This window comes from Pedobacter cryotolerans (genome assembly GCF_005116475.1).
In the GTDB taxonomy this organism is placed as follows: domain Bacteria; phylum Bacteroidota; class Bacteroidia; order Sphingobacteriales; family Sphingobacteriaceae; genus Pedobacter; species Pedobacter cryotolerans.
In genome coordinates this window covers 293193-307988 of sequence record NZ_SWBO01000001.1, presented here as the reverse complement: position 1 = coordinate 307988, position 14796 = coordinate 293193, and the positions used below count along the sequence as shown (strand labels likewise).

Sequence of the window (14796 nt, the reverse complement as noted above, 5' to 3'; positions counted from 1 at the left end):
ATTCTTGTTTATTCAAGCATACAACGTTATTCAAATTCCGATTGAAGAATACTAATCACTTCTTTGATTGTTTCTTCCTCTAAATCGGTACGTTTTACTAATTCATCTACTGATAAAGCTAAAACACTTTTTGCAGTATCGCAACCTATTGCTTTTAATTCATCAATGATCCAGCTATCAATTTCATCTGAGAATTCTTCGATATCCACATCTTCATCTTCTTCTCCAGCTTCACGATAAACATCAATTTCGTATCCCGTCAATTTACCTGCCAATTTAATGTTGTGTCCGCCACGGCCAATTGCTAATGAAACCTGATCTGGTTTTAAATAAACCGAAGCAGTTTTATTTTCATCATTTAATTTAATCGACGTAATTTTTGCCGGGCTTAAAGCTCTCTGAATATACAGAGAAACATTGTTTGTAAAGTTAATTACATCAATATTTTCATTTTTTAACTCTCTCACGATACCGTGGATACGAGACCCTTTCATACCAACACAAGCACCTACCGGATCAATTCTATCATCGTAAGATTCAACAGCAACTTTAGCTCTTTCTCCTGGTTCACGAACAATTTTCTTGATCGTAATTAAACCATCAAAAATTTCTGGAACTTCAATTTCGAACAAGCGTTGTAAAAACTCTGGTGCAATTCTAGAGATGATAATTTTTGGTGTTGCATTAACCATATCAACTTTAGAAATTACGGCACGTACCGAATCCCCTTTCTTGAAATAATCTGCAGGGATTTGTTCTGTTTTAGGCATCATTAATTCGTTGCCTTCATCATCTAATACCAAAGTTTCTTTTTTCCAAACCTGATAAACCTCTCCTGTTACAATTTCGCCAACTCTATCTTTATATTTCTTAAAGATTTCATCTTTTTCTAATTCTAAAACTTTAGAAACTAAGGTTTGGCGAGCTGCTAAAATCGCTCTGCGACCAAAACTTTCTAATGTAATTTGCTCAATGTAATCGTCCCCAACTTCCATATCAGCATCTAATAGCTTCACTTCAGCAAGTTCTATTTCTAGATCATCATCTTCAGAAAAACCATCTTCCATTACTTTTCTAGTTCTCCAGATCTCCAAATCCCCATTATCTGGATTTACAATTACGTCACAGTTTTCGTCTGTTCCATATTTTTTACGCAACATACTGCGAAATACCTCTTCCAGTACACTAATTACTGTAGGGCGGTCGATGTTCTTAAAGTCTTTAAACTCCTGGAATGAATCGATTAAGTTAATATTGCTCATTTGTTTATTTAAATGAAATTAAAACCTTTGTTTCTACTATATTATTAAATTCAATTTGGGTATTTACCAGTTGAACTTTTTTACCTTTTTCTTTTACTTTCTCTTCAATTTCAATTGCCAGCTCACTAACCGAAATTAATTTACCCTCTTTTGCTGTACCATCACTCAATTTAATGCCTAAATCTCTGCCAATGTTTTTATGAAATTGACGATTTAATTGTAGCGGTTCTCCAACACCAGGAGATGAAACTTCTAAATTATAAGCTTTGTCAATGGTGTTTTCTTCTTCTAAATGAAAACCAACATGTCTACTAATCGCTGCACAATCCTGAATACTGATCCCTTCATCACCATCTACATGAATAATGAGTTTATTGTTTGGAAGCATCTTTATAGACACTAAAAACAGTTCGGGTCTGTCTGCAATCTTTTCTTCAACGAGTGCTGCAACTCTTTTTTCTACCTGCATATCCTAATTTGTTGTAAAAGAAAAGAGGGGACTCTGTCCCCTCTTCTTCCTCTATTACGGTGCAAATGTACGAATTATTTTTGCAAAACAAAAAACCCTTTTGAAAATGAGGCGCATAACTAACGTTTTAAAATTTTTTGCTGCGCTTTTATTTGCCTACCAACCTGCGATTTTATGATTTCTTCGCTTTTGGCAAATTGTGTATTAATCATCGTTTCTATCAAGTAAACCTTCCCTCTCACAAATTCATTTTTTGGTGTGTAAATTAAACTGTCTCCTATTATTGTTAAATCTCCAGGGTACACTATTTCCATACTTAATGAATCATCTTCGCTAGGTGTTTGTAAAACCGAAACAACGTTTTGATAGGCAGAATCCGTTTCAAGGTTGGTTTTAAGTTGATATAAACTAGCGTCATTAATGTTTTTGATAATGATTTTTGAACTATCAGAAGAAAACTGAATAGATAATGGCTCACTATTTGTACTGCCGCAAGCAATTAAAAACCACAATAGGTTTATAATTGCAAAAAATTTAACTTTATTAAACATTTAACTAAATTAACATTATGAAGCTTATTCTCGAAATTTTATTAATGGGCTTTGCCATGATGGTGGGCGCCTACCTAGTACCCGGCGTTAGTGTAGATGGCTACATGAGTGCGCTAATTGCCGCTTTATTAATTGCTTTAGCAAATGCAACCATAGGTTTAGTGCTTAGAGTTTTTACATTTCCCTTAAACGTATTAACACTCGGCTTAATCTCATTTATCATCACAGTTTTAATGATTTTATTGGTAGATAGCTGGATGAAAGGCTTTAATACCTCAGGTTTCTTAGCCGCGGCAATTTTGGCCATTGCAGTTTCGCTTATTAAAATGATTTTAGATTCTATTTTTGGCGTAGAGAAAAAGTAACATACAAATAACCGCAAAGAAACAACCTGCCTGCCAGCAGGAAACGCAAAGTTAATTTGATCTGCTTCGCGTACTTGTTTTCTTTGCGGTTAAATAATTACCTGTATACTTGAGGGCTATTTACTTAAAATACTTCTGCTAATTACCATTTTCTGTATTTCCGATGTTCCTTCGTAAATCTGCGTAATTTTTGCATCACGCATTAAACGCTCTACATGGTATTCTTTAACAAAACCATAACCTCCATGTATCTGTACTGCTTCAACTGTAACATCCATAGCTACTTTACTGGCAAAAAGTTTAGCCATAGAACCAGCTAAAGTATAAGACTGACCTTGATCTTTTAACCAAGCAGCCTTATAAACCAACATTCTGGCAGCTTCAATTTGAGTAGCCATATCTGCTAACTTAAAGGCAATTGCTTGATGATCTGAAATAGGCTTACCGAAAGATTTACGTTGTTTTGAGTACTCAAGCGCCAACTCGTATGCTCCAGCAGCTATGCCTAAAGCTTGTGCTGCAATTCCAACTCTACCACCTTCTAAAGTTTTCATGGCAAATGAAAAACCGAAACCATCTTCGCCAATTCTATTTTCTTTAGGCACTTTAACATCGTTAAACATTAATGAGTGTGTATCAGAACCGCGAATACCTAATTTATTTTCTTTAGGGCCAATTGTAAAACCAGGTGTGCCGGCTTCTACAATAAATGCATTTATACCTTTATGTCTTAATTCTTTGTGGGTTTGCGCAATTACCAAATAGGTACTCGCTGTACTACCATTGGTTATCCAGTTTTTAGTGCCGTTTAACAAATAATAATCGCCCATATCTTCTGCAGTAGTTTGTTGCGAAGTAGCATCAGAACCTGCTTCTGGCTCCGATAAACAAAAAGCACCAATTTTTTCGCCAGATGCCAAAGGTTTTAAATATTTTTCTTTTTGCGCCTCGTTACCATAAGCTTCTAAGCCATAGCAAACTAATGAATTGTTAACCGATACCACAACCGATGCTGATGCATCAATTTTTGAAAGTTCTTCCATTACTAAAACATAAGAAACAGCATCCATGCCACTTCCGTTATATTTCGGATCCACCATCATACCTAAAAAACCAAGCTCGCCTAACTTTTGAACTTGTTCCTTCGGAAATTTTTGATGTTCATCTCGCTCTATAACTCCCGGTTTTAATTCTGTTTGTGCAAAATCTCTGGCCGCTTGCTGTATCATTAATTGTTCTTCACTTAATTCAAAAAGCATAATTTAAATTTATATATGGTTAGATTTTCCAAATTTAGTGTTTCTTAGTTAAATTGCTATGGCTGCATAGTAATTTTTTTATCATCATTTTATTTAAACGCTTAAAAATGAGACAGTAAAAGTTTTTAGAAAGGCGACTGTATGCAAGAAAATTAGTTTGCCCTGCTGTTCGCTTTACTTCGTGGCAACTGAAGAGTTACCACTGCGTGTTCGCTACCATCAGGCTTATTTTACAAAAGCTTTTGCTACTATGTATGGCAACCCACCCAAGCACAGTGTAATTAGCTAAAATAAACAGATGGCAATGGATGACGATTTTCCCCGAAGAAGTCGGGACTAAAAGCATCGGCAGAAATGAAAAGCAGGACCGTGGCAACCGAAAAGCACAGCAATTGCTTTTCAAAACAAAATAAATGTTTACGTCTTCTAGAAATAATAAAATTGAAAAGAATAAGGCCTCGACTACGCTCAGCCTGACATATACCCTACTTTAACAACTTATTGTTATCGTCAGGAAAAACCAAAATTGGCTGATATTTTTTAGCCTCTTCCATAGGCAATGAGCCGTAAGACATAATGATTAAAATATCACCAAGCTGAACTTTTCTGGCCGTTGCACCATTTAAACAAATCATACCAGTACCACGCTCACCTCTAATGGCGTAAGTTTCGAAACGCTCACCATTGTTGTTATTTACAATTTGAACCTTTTCATTAGGTATAATATTAGCTGCATCTAATAAATCTTCGTCTATTGTAATGCTTCCAACGTAATTTAACTCAGCCTGTGTTACTTTAACACGGTGTATTTTCGATTTTAGGATCTCGATAATCATTTGGCAAAGTTAGTAATTAAGGTTGAAGGTAAAAAGGTAAAAGCATAAGGCTACAATAAGAATACAATAAATTTTAGTCTTGTTAGCCTAAAAGCATGTTATCTATCAATCTGGTTTCGCCAACTTTTGCGGCTACTAAAGCAACTACACTGCCTTTTTCTTCGTGCTCAATAGGCAACAAAGTATCATCATGAGCTATCGTAAAATAGTCTAGTTCTACGCCATTTGTATCATTAATCATTTGTTTTGCCTCAGTTAGCAAATCCTTTAATTTCAATTTTTTATAATTATCTGCAACAAATTTTAATGCTTTACTTAAAACAAGCGCATTCATTCTATCATCATGAGATAGATGAATGTTTCTAGAACTCATCGCCAAGCCATCATCTTCTCTTATAATTGGGCACGATACAATTTCTATCGGTAGGTTAAAATGCCTAACCATATTTTTAATCATCAGCACCTGCTGAAAATCTTTTTGACCGAAAAAGGCAACATCTGGGCTAACTGCATCAAAAAGCTTTTTTACAATTTGAGTTACGCCTTGGTAATGCCCTTTTCTAAATTCACCTTCTAAAACAAACTCAGCCGGCCCCAAATCTATAAGCCAATTTTCTGGAGTTGGAAAGCTAGGGTACATCTCGGTTACAGTTGGCATAAAAACAAAATCGCAGCCTGCCTCTGTTAGCATTTTAATATCATGAGCCAAAGGGCGAGGATATTTTTCTAAGTCTTTAGGATCGGTAAACTGCGTTGGATTAACAAAAATACTACAAACAACCACCTCTGCATTTGCCTTTGCAATAGCTATTAGCGAAAGGTGCCCATTGTGTAATGCACCCATTGTTGGTACCAATGCTATTTTAGATACTGCCTGTTTAAATGGCTTTAGTATAGCTTTTAAAGCTGAGATCGTGTGTATAATTTCCAAATTACCAAATGGTTTTTAAGGGTGCTAAGTTGGTAATAAATCTATTATTTACAAAGCCTACTGCATAACTTATTGATAAATATTAATATTTTACGTACCTTTGCACCTTGATAATCTTGAAATTAACATAATTTAATATACAATATGGAGATGGCAAAAACGAAGCTACTGATTGTTACACACGAGATGTCGCCTTTCCTCGAACTCACAAAAATTTCAGAAATTACCCGTCAGTTACCACAAGCAATGCAAGAAAAAGGATTTGAAATCCGTATCTTGATGCCTAGGTTTGGCAACATTAACGAAAGAAGAAACAGGTTACATGAAGTGATCCGTTTATCTGGAATGAACATTATTATTGATGATAATGACAACCCACTAATTATTAAGGTGGCATCTATTCCGGCTGCTCGTATGCAAGTTTATTTTTTAGACAATGAAGACTATTTTCAGAGAAAATATGTTTTTAGAGATAAAGAGAATAAATTTTATGCAGACAATGATGAGCGTACCATTTTCTTTTGCAAAGGTGCTTTAGAAACGGTTAAAAAATTAGGTTGGGCTCCTGATATTGTACATTGCCATGGCTGGATGACTTCTTTAGTACCGGCATACATTAAAACTACTTATAAAAACGACCCAACATTTAAAAATGCAAAGGTTGTTTATTCTGTTTACGAAAACTGTTTTACTGAAAAGCTAAATACAGATTTACACAAAAAAGCGATGATGCAACACATGACAGCAGAAGACACAAAATCTTTTGTTGGTGCTGATAACAATAGCTTACACATTGGAGCGATAACTCACGCTGATGCAGTAGTGTTAGCTGATGAAAAGCTAGATGAAGAGGTGTTAAAATTTGTTAAAGATTCTAATAAACCAACTTTAGCTTTTAATTTAACCGAAAATTATGAGAATTTCTTTACTTTTTACGAAGAAATATCTAATGAAGAATTGGTTTCGGTAGCTTAATAAAGCATTATTTTAATAAAAAATATGAAATAGGCCATGTACCAATTCGATTAAACGAATACATGGGCTATTCCATATGACCGCTAAAAAAAATATTTTCCACATATGAAATTTATAAAACTAGACTTATTAACGTTGTTGATAAGTCTTTTTCTTTTCGCATCATGCGAAAGTACATCAACAATTGGTTTAGAGGTTGACCCAAGCTCGGCTGTGCAAGGAGATTTGATAGACACCATAACTATAAATTCAAGAACGCAGTTAGAGGATGTAACGAATACAAGAGGCGTTAGCAGACATCCTCTTGGTAACCTAAAAGACCCAATTTTTGGCACAACAGAATCTAGTTTAGCCATGGTAGTTAATTTACCAAATGCTGCTACTCATGATTTTGGAACTAATCCTGTTTTAGACTCTGCTGTATTGGTGTTAAATTACGGAGGTCAGTTTTATGGTGATAGTACTGCAAGCTATAGTGTAGATGTTCATCAACTTACAGAAAATATTAGTCAAAACGATACTTATTTAAACAATAAAACATACACTAACGCTACAACTGTTATTGGAAATAAAACTGGCAAAATTTATCCAACCACACGATATAAAATCACTGATATTGTTTCTGGGAAACCCGATACATTAAAAACAGTTACTCCGCAATTAAGAATTGTGCTTGATAAAACTTTTATCCAGAACAACATTGTTAACCTTGCTGCTGCCAATTTAAAAACTAATGCAAATTTCGTTCAGTCATTTAAAGGCCTTAAAGTACAAATTAATAAGACAGGCTCAACAGGCAATGGCGGCGTAATGTTTTTTGATTTTGCGGGCTCAAACTCAGCATTAGCCCTTTACTATAAAAAACAAAACAGCACTACAACTACTGTTACAGATACCGTTCCTGTGGTAAATTTTCCTATTGCAAATTCATTTAACGCAATTGCCGCTACTATCAAACATGATTACACTGGTACAGTAATAGCTACACAATTAGCAAACCCTAATACCCAATATGCTGTAACGTATTTACAACCGCTTGCTGGCTTAAAAAACAAAATTACATTTCCTCATTTAGGTAAATTTGCTACAGCAATTGGAAAAGTAATTGTAAATAAAGCTGAATTGGTAATTGATTTGAGCAATGGTTCTGATGTAATACCTTACAATGCTGCCCCACGATTGGCTTTATATAGGTATGATATTGCAGAGCAAAGACAAAATTTGCCAGATAATAACCCAGGTTCGCAAACAGTTGCTGGTGATATAAGGTATCCCCAAAATCTATCATACTCTTTTGGAGGATTTTTTGATCCAATAAAAAAACAATATATTTTTAATGTTACCTTATATGTACAAGATCTTCTTTCTGGCACTACAAAAGATTATGGTACTTTCTTAGCGCCAACACCATCAGGCGCTTCTGAATTTAGTTTTTTCCCATCAATTTCTACAGGTGCAAGATCGGTTATAGGAACTTACAAAAAGAACCCTATTGCTGGTGATAATACCATGAAGTTAAATATTTATTATACTAAAATAAACTAATTATATCCTAACTTACTTTATACTATTAAATCCCCCGAGAATTTTCTATTTTCGGGGGATTTATTTTTTGAAAAACATATGTGTGGAATTGTAGGCTACATCGGCTTCCGCGAAGCTTGGCCAATTGTAATTAAAGGTTTAAAAAGATTAGAATATCGTGGATATGATAGTGCTGGTATTGCATTAATAGACCATAATGATCTAAATATCTATAAAAAGGCAGGCAAAGTTCAAGAGCTTGAAAATTATGCTAATGGAAAAAATGTTTCTGGCACTGTTGGAATGGGACATACGCGTTGGGCAACTCATGGAGCTCCATCAGATAGAAACTCTCATCCACATACCTCTAATAACGGAAGATTAAGTATTATCCATAATGGTATAATAGAAAATTATGCAACATTAAAAGAGGAATTAGAAAGAAGAGGCCACACTTTTAATAGTGATACCGATACAGAGGTTTTAATTCATTTAATAGAAGAAATTTACAAAAATGAGCAGAATGATCTTTTAGAGGCGGTACGTTTGGCGCTTAAAGAAGTAAACGGTGCTTATGCAATAGTAATAATGGATCAGGATCATCCAGATCAGTTAATTGCGGCTAGAAAGGGAAGCCCTATGGTTATTGGTGTTGGCCAAGGGGAATATTTTATTGCTTCTGATGCTACTCCAATTATAGAATACACCAAAAATGTAATCTATCTTAACGATAATGAAATCGCGTTTCTAAAAAGAGATGAGTTATTGATTAAAAGATTAGATAATGTGGTTCAAACACCATATATCCAAGAGTTAGAGCTACAACTTGAAATGTTGGAGAAAGGTGGTTACGATCATTTTATGCTAAAGGAAATTTATGAGCAACCTCGTTCTATTAGAGATTGTATGAGAGGTAGGATTTATCCTGCTGAGGGCAAAGTTCAATTAGGCGGCATAAAAGAATTTGTTGATAAGCTTAAAAATATCGATAGAATAATTATTGTAGCTTGTGGCACATCATGGCATGCTGGTTTGGTAGGAGAATATTTGATAGAAGAATATGCTCGTATTCCTGTTGAAGTAGAGTATGCATCTGAATTTAGATATAGAAACCCGATCATTACCGAAAAAGATGTGGTAATTGCCATTTCTCAATCTGGCGAAACTGCAGACACCATGGCGGCAATTGAAATGGCCAAAGAACGTGGCGCAACAATTTTTGGTGTTTGTAACGTAGTTGGCTCATCGATACCAAGGTTAACACATGCGGGTGTTTACACACACGCCGGACCAGAAATCGGGGTGGCTTCTACAAAAGCTTTTACTGCTCAAGTTACTGTACTAACGTTGATGGCATTTTACATGGCTCAGCAAAAAGGAACAATCACAAATTCTAAATTAATTGAGTTATTAACTGAACTAGATACAATTCCAGATAAAATCCAGTTAGCGCTTCAATCAAATGATACCATCAAAGCAGTTGCAGAGAAATTTAAAGATTCAAGAAACTGTTTATTTTTGGGTAGAGGAAGTGGTTTCCCTGTAGCTTTAGAAGGTGCATTAAAACTGAAAGAGATTTCATATATCCACGCGGAGGGTTACCCTGCAGCAGAGATGAAGCATGGTCCTATTGCCTTAATTGATGAGGAAATGCCTGTTGTAGTTATTGCAACAAAAAATTCATCTTACGAAAAGGTAATCAGCAACATACAAGAGGTTAAAGCTAGAAAAGGTGTTGTAATAGCCATTGTAACCGAAGGTGATGTAGAAGTTAAAAAGATGGCAGATTATTGTATTGAAATACCTGATGCAGATGAAGCATTTTTACCGCTTTTGGCAACTATTCCGCTACAATTATTATCTTATCATATCGCTGTTATGAGAGGTTGTAACGTAGATCAGCCTCGAAACTTGGCAAAATCTGTTACCGTAGAGTAATTAAACAAAAACCCCGAAAATTTCGGGGTTTTTATTTGAATTTATATCAGAAGGGTAAATCACCAGTAGAGTCTACCGGACTTACGAAATCATCCTCGCTTTTTGGCGTTCCCGTGCTTGCAGGGGTATTCTCAAAATCACTTTTTCTACCTAACATCGTAAAGTTTTCTGCAACCACTTCAGTTACGTACTTTTTAACCTTTTCTTTATCTTCAAAAGAGCGAGTACGAAGTTTGCCTTCTATATAAACTAATTTTCCCTTCTGGAGATATTTAGAGGCTACCTCGGCCAAGCCACGCCACAACACAATGTTATGCCATTCGGTTTGCTCTACCCTTTTTCCATCTTTATTATACGTTTCGGAAGTGGCGAGAGGAAAACTCGCAACAGTTACTCCTCCATCTAAATGTCGAACTTCAGGATCTTTTCCTAAATGGCCAACTAAAATAACTTTATTAATACCAGACATAGTTTATTTGGTTAGTTTTATAAATATGTTTCTACGAAATCGCTGATTACTTTTGGATGTGGTAAAGTCTTAAATTCATCAATTGTTAACGATTTTATTTCTGCATGTAGATTAAAGTTAATAATATAATTTTCTAAAGCAAAAAATTGCACATATATAATTTGGTGTGTTAACAGGTGCTTTTTGCTTATTAAGGGCTTGATAATTACTTCCTTACCAAAGCTTTTTTTAACCAATTCCGAAAAAGATAAATCTGATATATCTGCAAATTCAATAGTTTCTATCAAAGGCAAATCATACATTTGCTGCCATACATCACCAGCGACTCTTTGCTTTGTAAGTATATCATCACCCTCCAAACACAAAAAATAATTAAACCACCGTTCTCTAACTTTTACCTTTTTCAACTTTACAGGCAAAATCTCAATTTTATTGTGGTTGTAAGCGAAGCAATCTAATTGTAAAGGACAAACTGCACATAAAGGCAACTTAGGCTTACAATGTAATGCACCAAACTCCATAATTGCCTGGTTATACAATGATGGCTGCTGATCTTCAATCAAATCTTGAGCTAAAGTTGAAAACTTTTTTTTCCCAATAGTAGAATTAATAGGCTCTTCAATTCCAAAATATCTAGCTAAAACTCTAAAAACATTACCATCAACAACCGCTTTAGCTTGGTTATTGGAAAATGATGAAATTGCAGCGGCAGTGTATTCACCAATTCCTTTAAGCTTAATCAAATCGTCGTAAGCGTTTGGGAAAATGCCTTTATGTATTTCTAGAACTTGTTTTGCGGTATAAAGCATGTTTCTACCTCTAGAATAATAGCCTAAACCTTGCCAGTGCTTTAAAATTTCTGTTTCGCTAGCATTTGCAAAATCAACAACTGTTGGATAATTTTCTAAAAATTTATTAAAATAGGGTAAACCTTGCTCAACACGTGTTTGTTGTAAAATAATTTCAGAAAGCCAAATCACATAAGCGTCGGTTGTGCTGCGCCAAGGCAAGTTGCGTTTGTTAGAGAGATACCATTTAACAATTTCTTTTTGGAAGTTCATTAGCCCAAAAATACAATCAATTTATATCAATTTGGTAAAACTTGCAATAACCTGATGAATATCATTGCAAATAAATCATCTTTTATTTTCCTATCTCATTAAAAAGCAATACTTTTGCAACCCCAAAACAGTTATAATATTTAACACACAATAATTTAATAAATAGAAAATATGACTAAGGCAGATATTATTTCAGAAATATCAACAAAGACAGGAATTGAAAAAGTAGACGTACAAGAGACAGTTGAAGCGTTTTTCAAGGTGATAAAAAATAGCATGATCGGTGGCGATAATGTTTACGTAAGAGGCTTTGGTAGTTTCGTAGTTAAAAAAAGAGCGCAAAAAACTGCTAGAAATATTTCTAAAAACACTGCCATTATTATCCCTGAGCATTTTGTACCAAGCTTTAAACCAGCAAAAGTATTTGTTGACAAAGTGAAAAATGCATCTAAAAAAGTAAAAGCAGAAGCTTAATCTATTATGAAAACCAATATCCGTTCAAAACAAGTTATAATTATTGTTGCAATGCTATTGCTTGTTGGATTTTTGTTTTCGAGAGAGATTAAAGCTTTAGTAATACCTAAACAAGAAACTGCTCAAATGCCTGCTGCACAACAGCAAAACACCGCTACAATAAGTATAGAGGAAGCATCAACAACTGCTAAAAATTTAGTAAGCAATGCAACAGCTAAAGATATTACGGTATTAGAAAGCAAATATAAAACAGCTAAAGCAGAAGAAAAAATCGCAAATGCGAAGGTATTAGCCCAGAAATGGGAAGATTTTGAACAATCTGTACCGAGCGCTTTGTACTTAGAAGTTGTTGCCAACAGTGAGCCTAGTCTTAACAATTGGTTAAATACTGGAAATCGTTTCTTAAAAGCATTTGATAATACACAGGATAGTTTAGTGCAACCAGTAATGCTGCAAAAAGCAAATGCAGCTTTTACTAAGGCACTAGCAATAGACTCTATCAGTAATGATGCAAAAACTGGACTTGGAATCTCAATCGTTAACGGAATGGGAGCACCGATGCAAGGTATTGCAATGTTAATGGATGTAGTTAAAAAAGATCCAAAAAACCTAAAAGCAAATATGAATTTAGGCATGTTTGCAATTAAATCTGGCCAGTTTGATAAGGCGATTATTCGTTTTAATGACATCATCAGCAATATTAAAGCTACACCAGATGCCTATTTTTATTTAGCAACAGCTTATGAAAATTTAGGTAAAAAACAAGAAGCAATAGACGCTTATTTAAATAGCAAAAAATTAGCAGCTAACCCAACACTAACAAAATTTATTGATAGTAAGGTTACTGAGTTAAAAAAATAAACGTTAATTAACAGATTAATAAAAACATTTAAAACTTAAAATTATGCCAAGCGGTAAAAAAAGAAAAAGACATAAAATGGCTACGCACAAACGTAAAAAACGTTTAAGAAAAAACAGACACAAGAAAAAATAGGATTTTCCTATTTTAATTGACCAAAAATAAATGCTCATTAACCTTTGCATTTATTTTTGGATTCTATGTTTTTTTGTCCATGTGTAATAAGGCGTAATAGCCTTAAAATCTGTAGCTTTTGGTAAAGGAATTAATAATCGATTCATCTCCTACGGGAGTAACCATAGCTTTAATTGAAGATAAATACCTAGTAGAACTTCATAAAGAACACATCAACAACAATTACGCCGTTGGCGATATTTATTTGGGCCGCATAAAAAAAATTATGCCGGGCTTAAACGCTGCGTTTGTTGATGTGGGTTATGAGAAAGATGCATTTTTGCATTATTTCGATTTAGGTCCGCAGGTACAGTCTTTAATAAAGCTTACAAAAATTAAGCGTAACGGTACAGTTAATGGCAATTTATTAGATAATTTTAAATTAGAAGGAGATATCAATAAAGCGGGTAAAATATCCGACATTGTTACCAAAAATTTAATCTTACCTGTTCAAATTGCTAAAGAACCTATTTCTACAAAAGGACCACGATTAAGCTCTGATCTTTCTATTGCAGGAAGATACATTGTTTTAGTGCCCTTTTCGAACGTAATATCGATTTCCAAAAAGATTAAAAGCAATACCGAACGTAATCGTTTAAAAAAGATTATTGAAAGTATTAAGCCTAAAAACTTTGGGGTAATCATTAGAACCGTTTCTGAAGGAAAAGGTGTTGCCGAATTACAAAAAGATTTATTAGACTCAGTTTCTAAATGGGAAAACTTTGCAAAAAAGTTACCTGATGCTGAGCCTTCTAAACGCGTTTGGGGAGAGATGGATCGTACTTCTACCCTAATACGAGATATTTTAAATGCTGATTTTGCTAACGTTTATGTAAACGATGCAAATCTGTTTGAAGATATTAAATCTTATGTTCATGAGATTTCTCCAGAAATGGAAAAAATCGTTAAATATTACAAACATAAAGAGCCCATCTTTGAGCACTTTGGCGTAGAGAAACAAATTAAAAATGGCTTTGGCAAAACAGTAAATTTTGCCGGTGGTGCCTATTTGGTGGTAGAACATACCGAAGCTTTACATGTAATTGATGTAAATAGCGGTAACAGAACAGCCAGCAAAGAAAACCAAGAAGAAAATGCGCTTCAAGTTAATAAGGAAGCTGCAAAAGAAATTGCTCGTCAGTTAAGATTGAGAGATATGGGCGGTATTGTAGTAATCGATTTTATCGATATGCACAAAGCAACCAACCGTAAAATGCTTTTCGATTACTTGCGTGAGTTGATGTTGTTAGACCGTGCTAAACACACCATTTTGCCTCCGAGTAAATTTGGATTGGTACAAATTACCCGTCAGCGTGTAAGGCCCGAAATGAATATTGTTACGGTAGAGAAATGCCCTACTTGTGATGGTACCGGAGAAATTAAGGCAAGTATTGTTTTAATGGATGATATTGAAAGTAATTTAACTTACATTTTGCAAGAGCAGAATGAAAAAAATATCACACTTTGTGTACATCCTTATATTGCTGCTTTTATTAAAAAAGGAATGGTTTCTTTACAATGGAAATGGTTCTTTAAATTTGGCCAGCGTATTAAAGTGAGATCAGTTTCATCTTATAATTTAACTGAGTTTCATTTTCTGTCATCTAAAGATGAAGAGATAAAATTGTAACAACAAGTTACGATTTCAG

General features: G+C 34.5%; 15 protein-coding genes. 7 read left to right on the top strand and 8 right to left on the bottom strand.

Annotated features, from left to right (window positions below; all coding sequences use genetic code 11):
• Positions 1 to 26 precede the first annotated feature (26 nt).
• The 3 genes from nusA to FA045_RS01425 all read right to left on the bottom strand — a co-directional run bounded on the left by nusA (position 27) and on the right by FA045_RS01425 (position 2282).
• A complete protein-coding gene (gene nusA, locus FA045_RS01435) occupies positions 27 to 1262 on the bottom strand; it encodes a transcription termination factor NusA (RefSeq protein ID WP_136873693.1) in 1236 nt (411 codons plus the stop codon).
• A 4-nt stretch (positions 1263 to 1266) separates the two neighbouring features.
• Complete coding sequence (gene rimP / locus FA045_RS01430) at positions 1267 to 1731, bottom strand: ribosome assembly cofactor RimP (protein WP_136873691.1); 465 nt, start codon at positions 1729 to 1731, stop codon at positions 1267 to 1269.
• A 119-nt stretch (positions 1732 to 1850) separates the two neighbouring features.
• A complete protein-coding gene (locus FA045_RS01425; RefSeq protein WP_136873689.1) occupies positions 1851 to 2282 on the bottom strand; it encodes a hypothetical protein in 432 nt (143 codons plus the stop codon).
• Positions 2283 to 2299: 17 nt separating this feature from the next.
• Between FA045_RS01425 and FA045_RS01420 the strand changes: the two genes are divergently transcribed.
• Positions 2300 to 2647 (top strand): phage holin family protein, encoded by a 348-nt coding sequence (locus FA045_RS01420; protein WP_136873687.1) that lies wholly within the window; start codon positions 2300 to 2302, stop codon positions 2645 to 2647.
• A 116-nt stretch (positions 2648 to 2763) separates the two neighbouring features.
• Here the strand turns inward: FA045_RS01420 and FA045_RS01415 are convergent, their stop codons facing one another.
• The 3 genes from FA045_RS01415 to panC form a co-directional block, all read right to left on the bottom strand.
• On the bottom strand, positions 2764 to 3906 hold the full coding sequence (locus FA045_RS01415) for an acyl-CoA dehydrogenase (RefSeq protein WP_136873685.1): 1143 nt from the start codon (positions 3904 to 3906) through the stop codon (positions 2764 to 2766).
• A 485-nt stretch (positions 3907 to 4391) separates the two neighbouring features.
• Positions 4392 to 4742 carry an aspartate 1-decarboxylase gene (gene panD, locus FA045_RS01410; RefSeq protein WP_136873683.1) on the bottom strand — a complete coding sequence of 117 codons (351 nt, stop codon included), beginning with the start codon at positions 4740 to 4742 and terminating at the stop codon, positions 4392 to 4394.
• Between the two features lie 82 nt (positions 4743 to 4824).
• Positions 4825 to 5673 (bottom strand): pantoate--beta-alanine ligase, encoded by an 849-nt coding sequence (panC, locus tag FA045_RS01405; RefSeq protein WP_136873681.1) that lies wholly within the window; start codon positions 5671 to 5673, stop codon positions 4825 to 4827.
• A 150-nt stretch (positions 5674 to 5823) separates the two neighbouring features.
• Here panC and FA045_RS01400 point away from each other — a divergent pair, with 150 nt between their 5' ends.
• The 3 genes from FA045_RS01400 (at position 5824) to glmS (ending at position 10110) form a co-directional block, all read left to right on the top strand.
• Positions 5824 to 6648, top strand: coding sequence for a glycogen/starch synthase (locus FA045_RS01400; protein WP_136873679.1), 825 nt, complete (start codon positions 5824 to 5826; stop codon positions 6646 to 6648).
• A 105-nt stretch (positions 6649 to 6753) separates the two neighbouring features.
• Positions 6754 to 8193 carry a DUF4270 domain-containing protein gene (locus FA045_RS01395; RefSeq protein WP_136873677.1) on the top strand — a complete coding sequence of 480 codons (1440 nt, stop codon included), beginning with the start codon at positions 6754 to 6756 and terminating at the stop codon, positions 8191 to 8193.
• Between the two features lie 78 nt (positions 8194 to 8271).
• On the top strand, positions 8272 to 10110 hold the full coding sequence (glmS, locus tag FA045_RS01390; protein WP_136873675.1) for a glutamine--fructose-6-phosphate transaminase (isomerizing): 1839 nt from the start codon (positions 8272 to 8274) through the stop codon (positions 10108 to 10110).
• Positions 10111 to 10156: 46 nt separating this feature from the next.
• On the opposite strand, the gene FA045_RS01385 is transcribed toward glmS, so the two are convergent.
• Positions 10157 to 10579, bottom strand: a complete 423-nt coding sequence (locus FA045_RS01385; RefSeq protein WP_136873673.1) for a single-stranded DNA-binding protein — start codon at positions 10577 to 10579, stop codon at positions 10157 to 10159.
• A gap of 17 nt (positions 10580 to 10596) precedes the next feature.
• A complete protein-coding gene (gene mutY, locus FA045_RS01380) occupies positions 10597 to 11640 on the bottom strand; it encodes an A/G-specific adenine glycosylase (RefSeq protein ID WP_136873671.1) in 1044 nt (347 codons plus the stop codon).
• 171 nt (positions 11641 to 11811) lie between these two features.
• Between mutY and FA045_RS01375 the strand changes: the two genes are divergently transcribed.
• The 3 genes from FA045_RS01375 to FA045_RS01365 all read left to right on the top strand — a co-directional run bounded on the left by FA045_RS01375 (position 11812) and on the right by FA045_RS01365 (position 14777).
• A complete protein-coding gene (locus FA045_RS01375) occupies positions 11812 to 12114 on the top strand; it encodes an HU family DNA-binding protein (RefSeq protein WP_136873669.1) in 303 nt (100 codons plus the stop codon).
• Between the two features lie 6 nt (positions 12115 to 12120).
• A complete protein-coding gene (locus FA045_RS01370) occupies positions 12121 to 12975 on the top strand; it encodes a tetratricopeptide repeat protein (RefSeq protein WP_136873667.1) in 855 nt (284 codons plus the stop codon).
• Positions 12976 to 13226: 251 nt separating this feature from the next.
• The gene (locus FA045_RS01365; protein ID WP_136873665.1) at positions 13227 to 14777 is read left to right on the top strand and encodes an Rne/Rng family ribonuclease; all 1551 of its coding nucleotides are present in this window, start codon (positions 13227 to 13229) and stop codon (positions 14775 to 14777) included.
• The last annotated feature ends 19 nt before the right edge of the window (positions 14778 to 14796 follow it).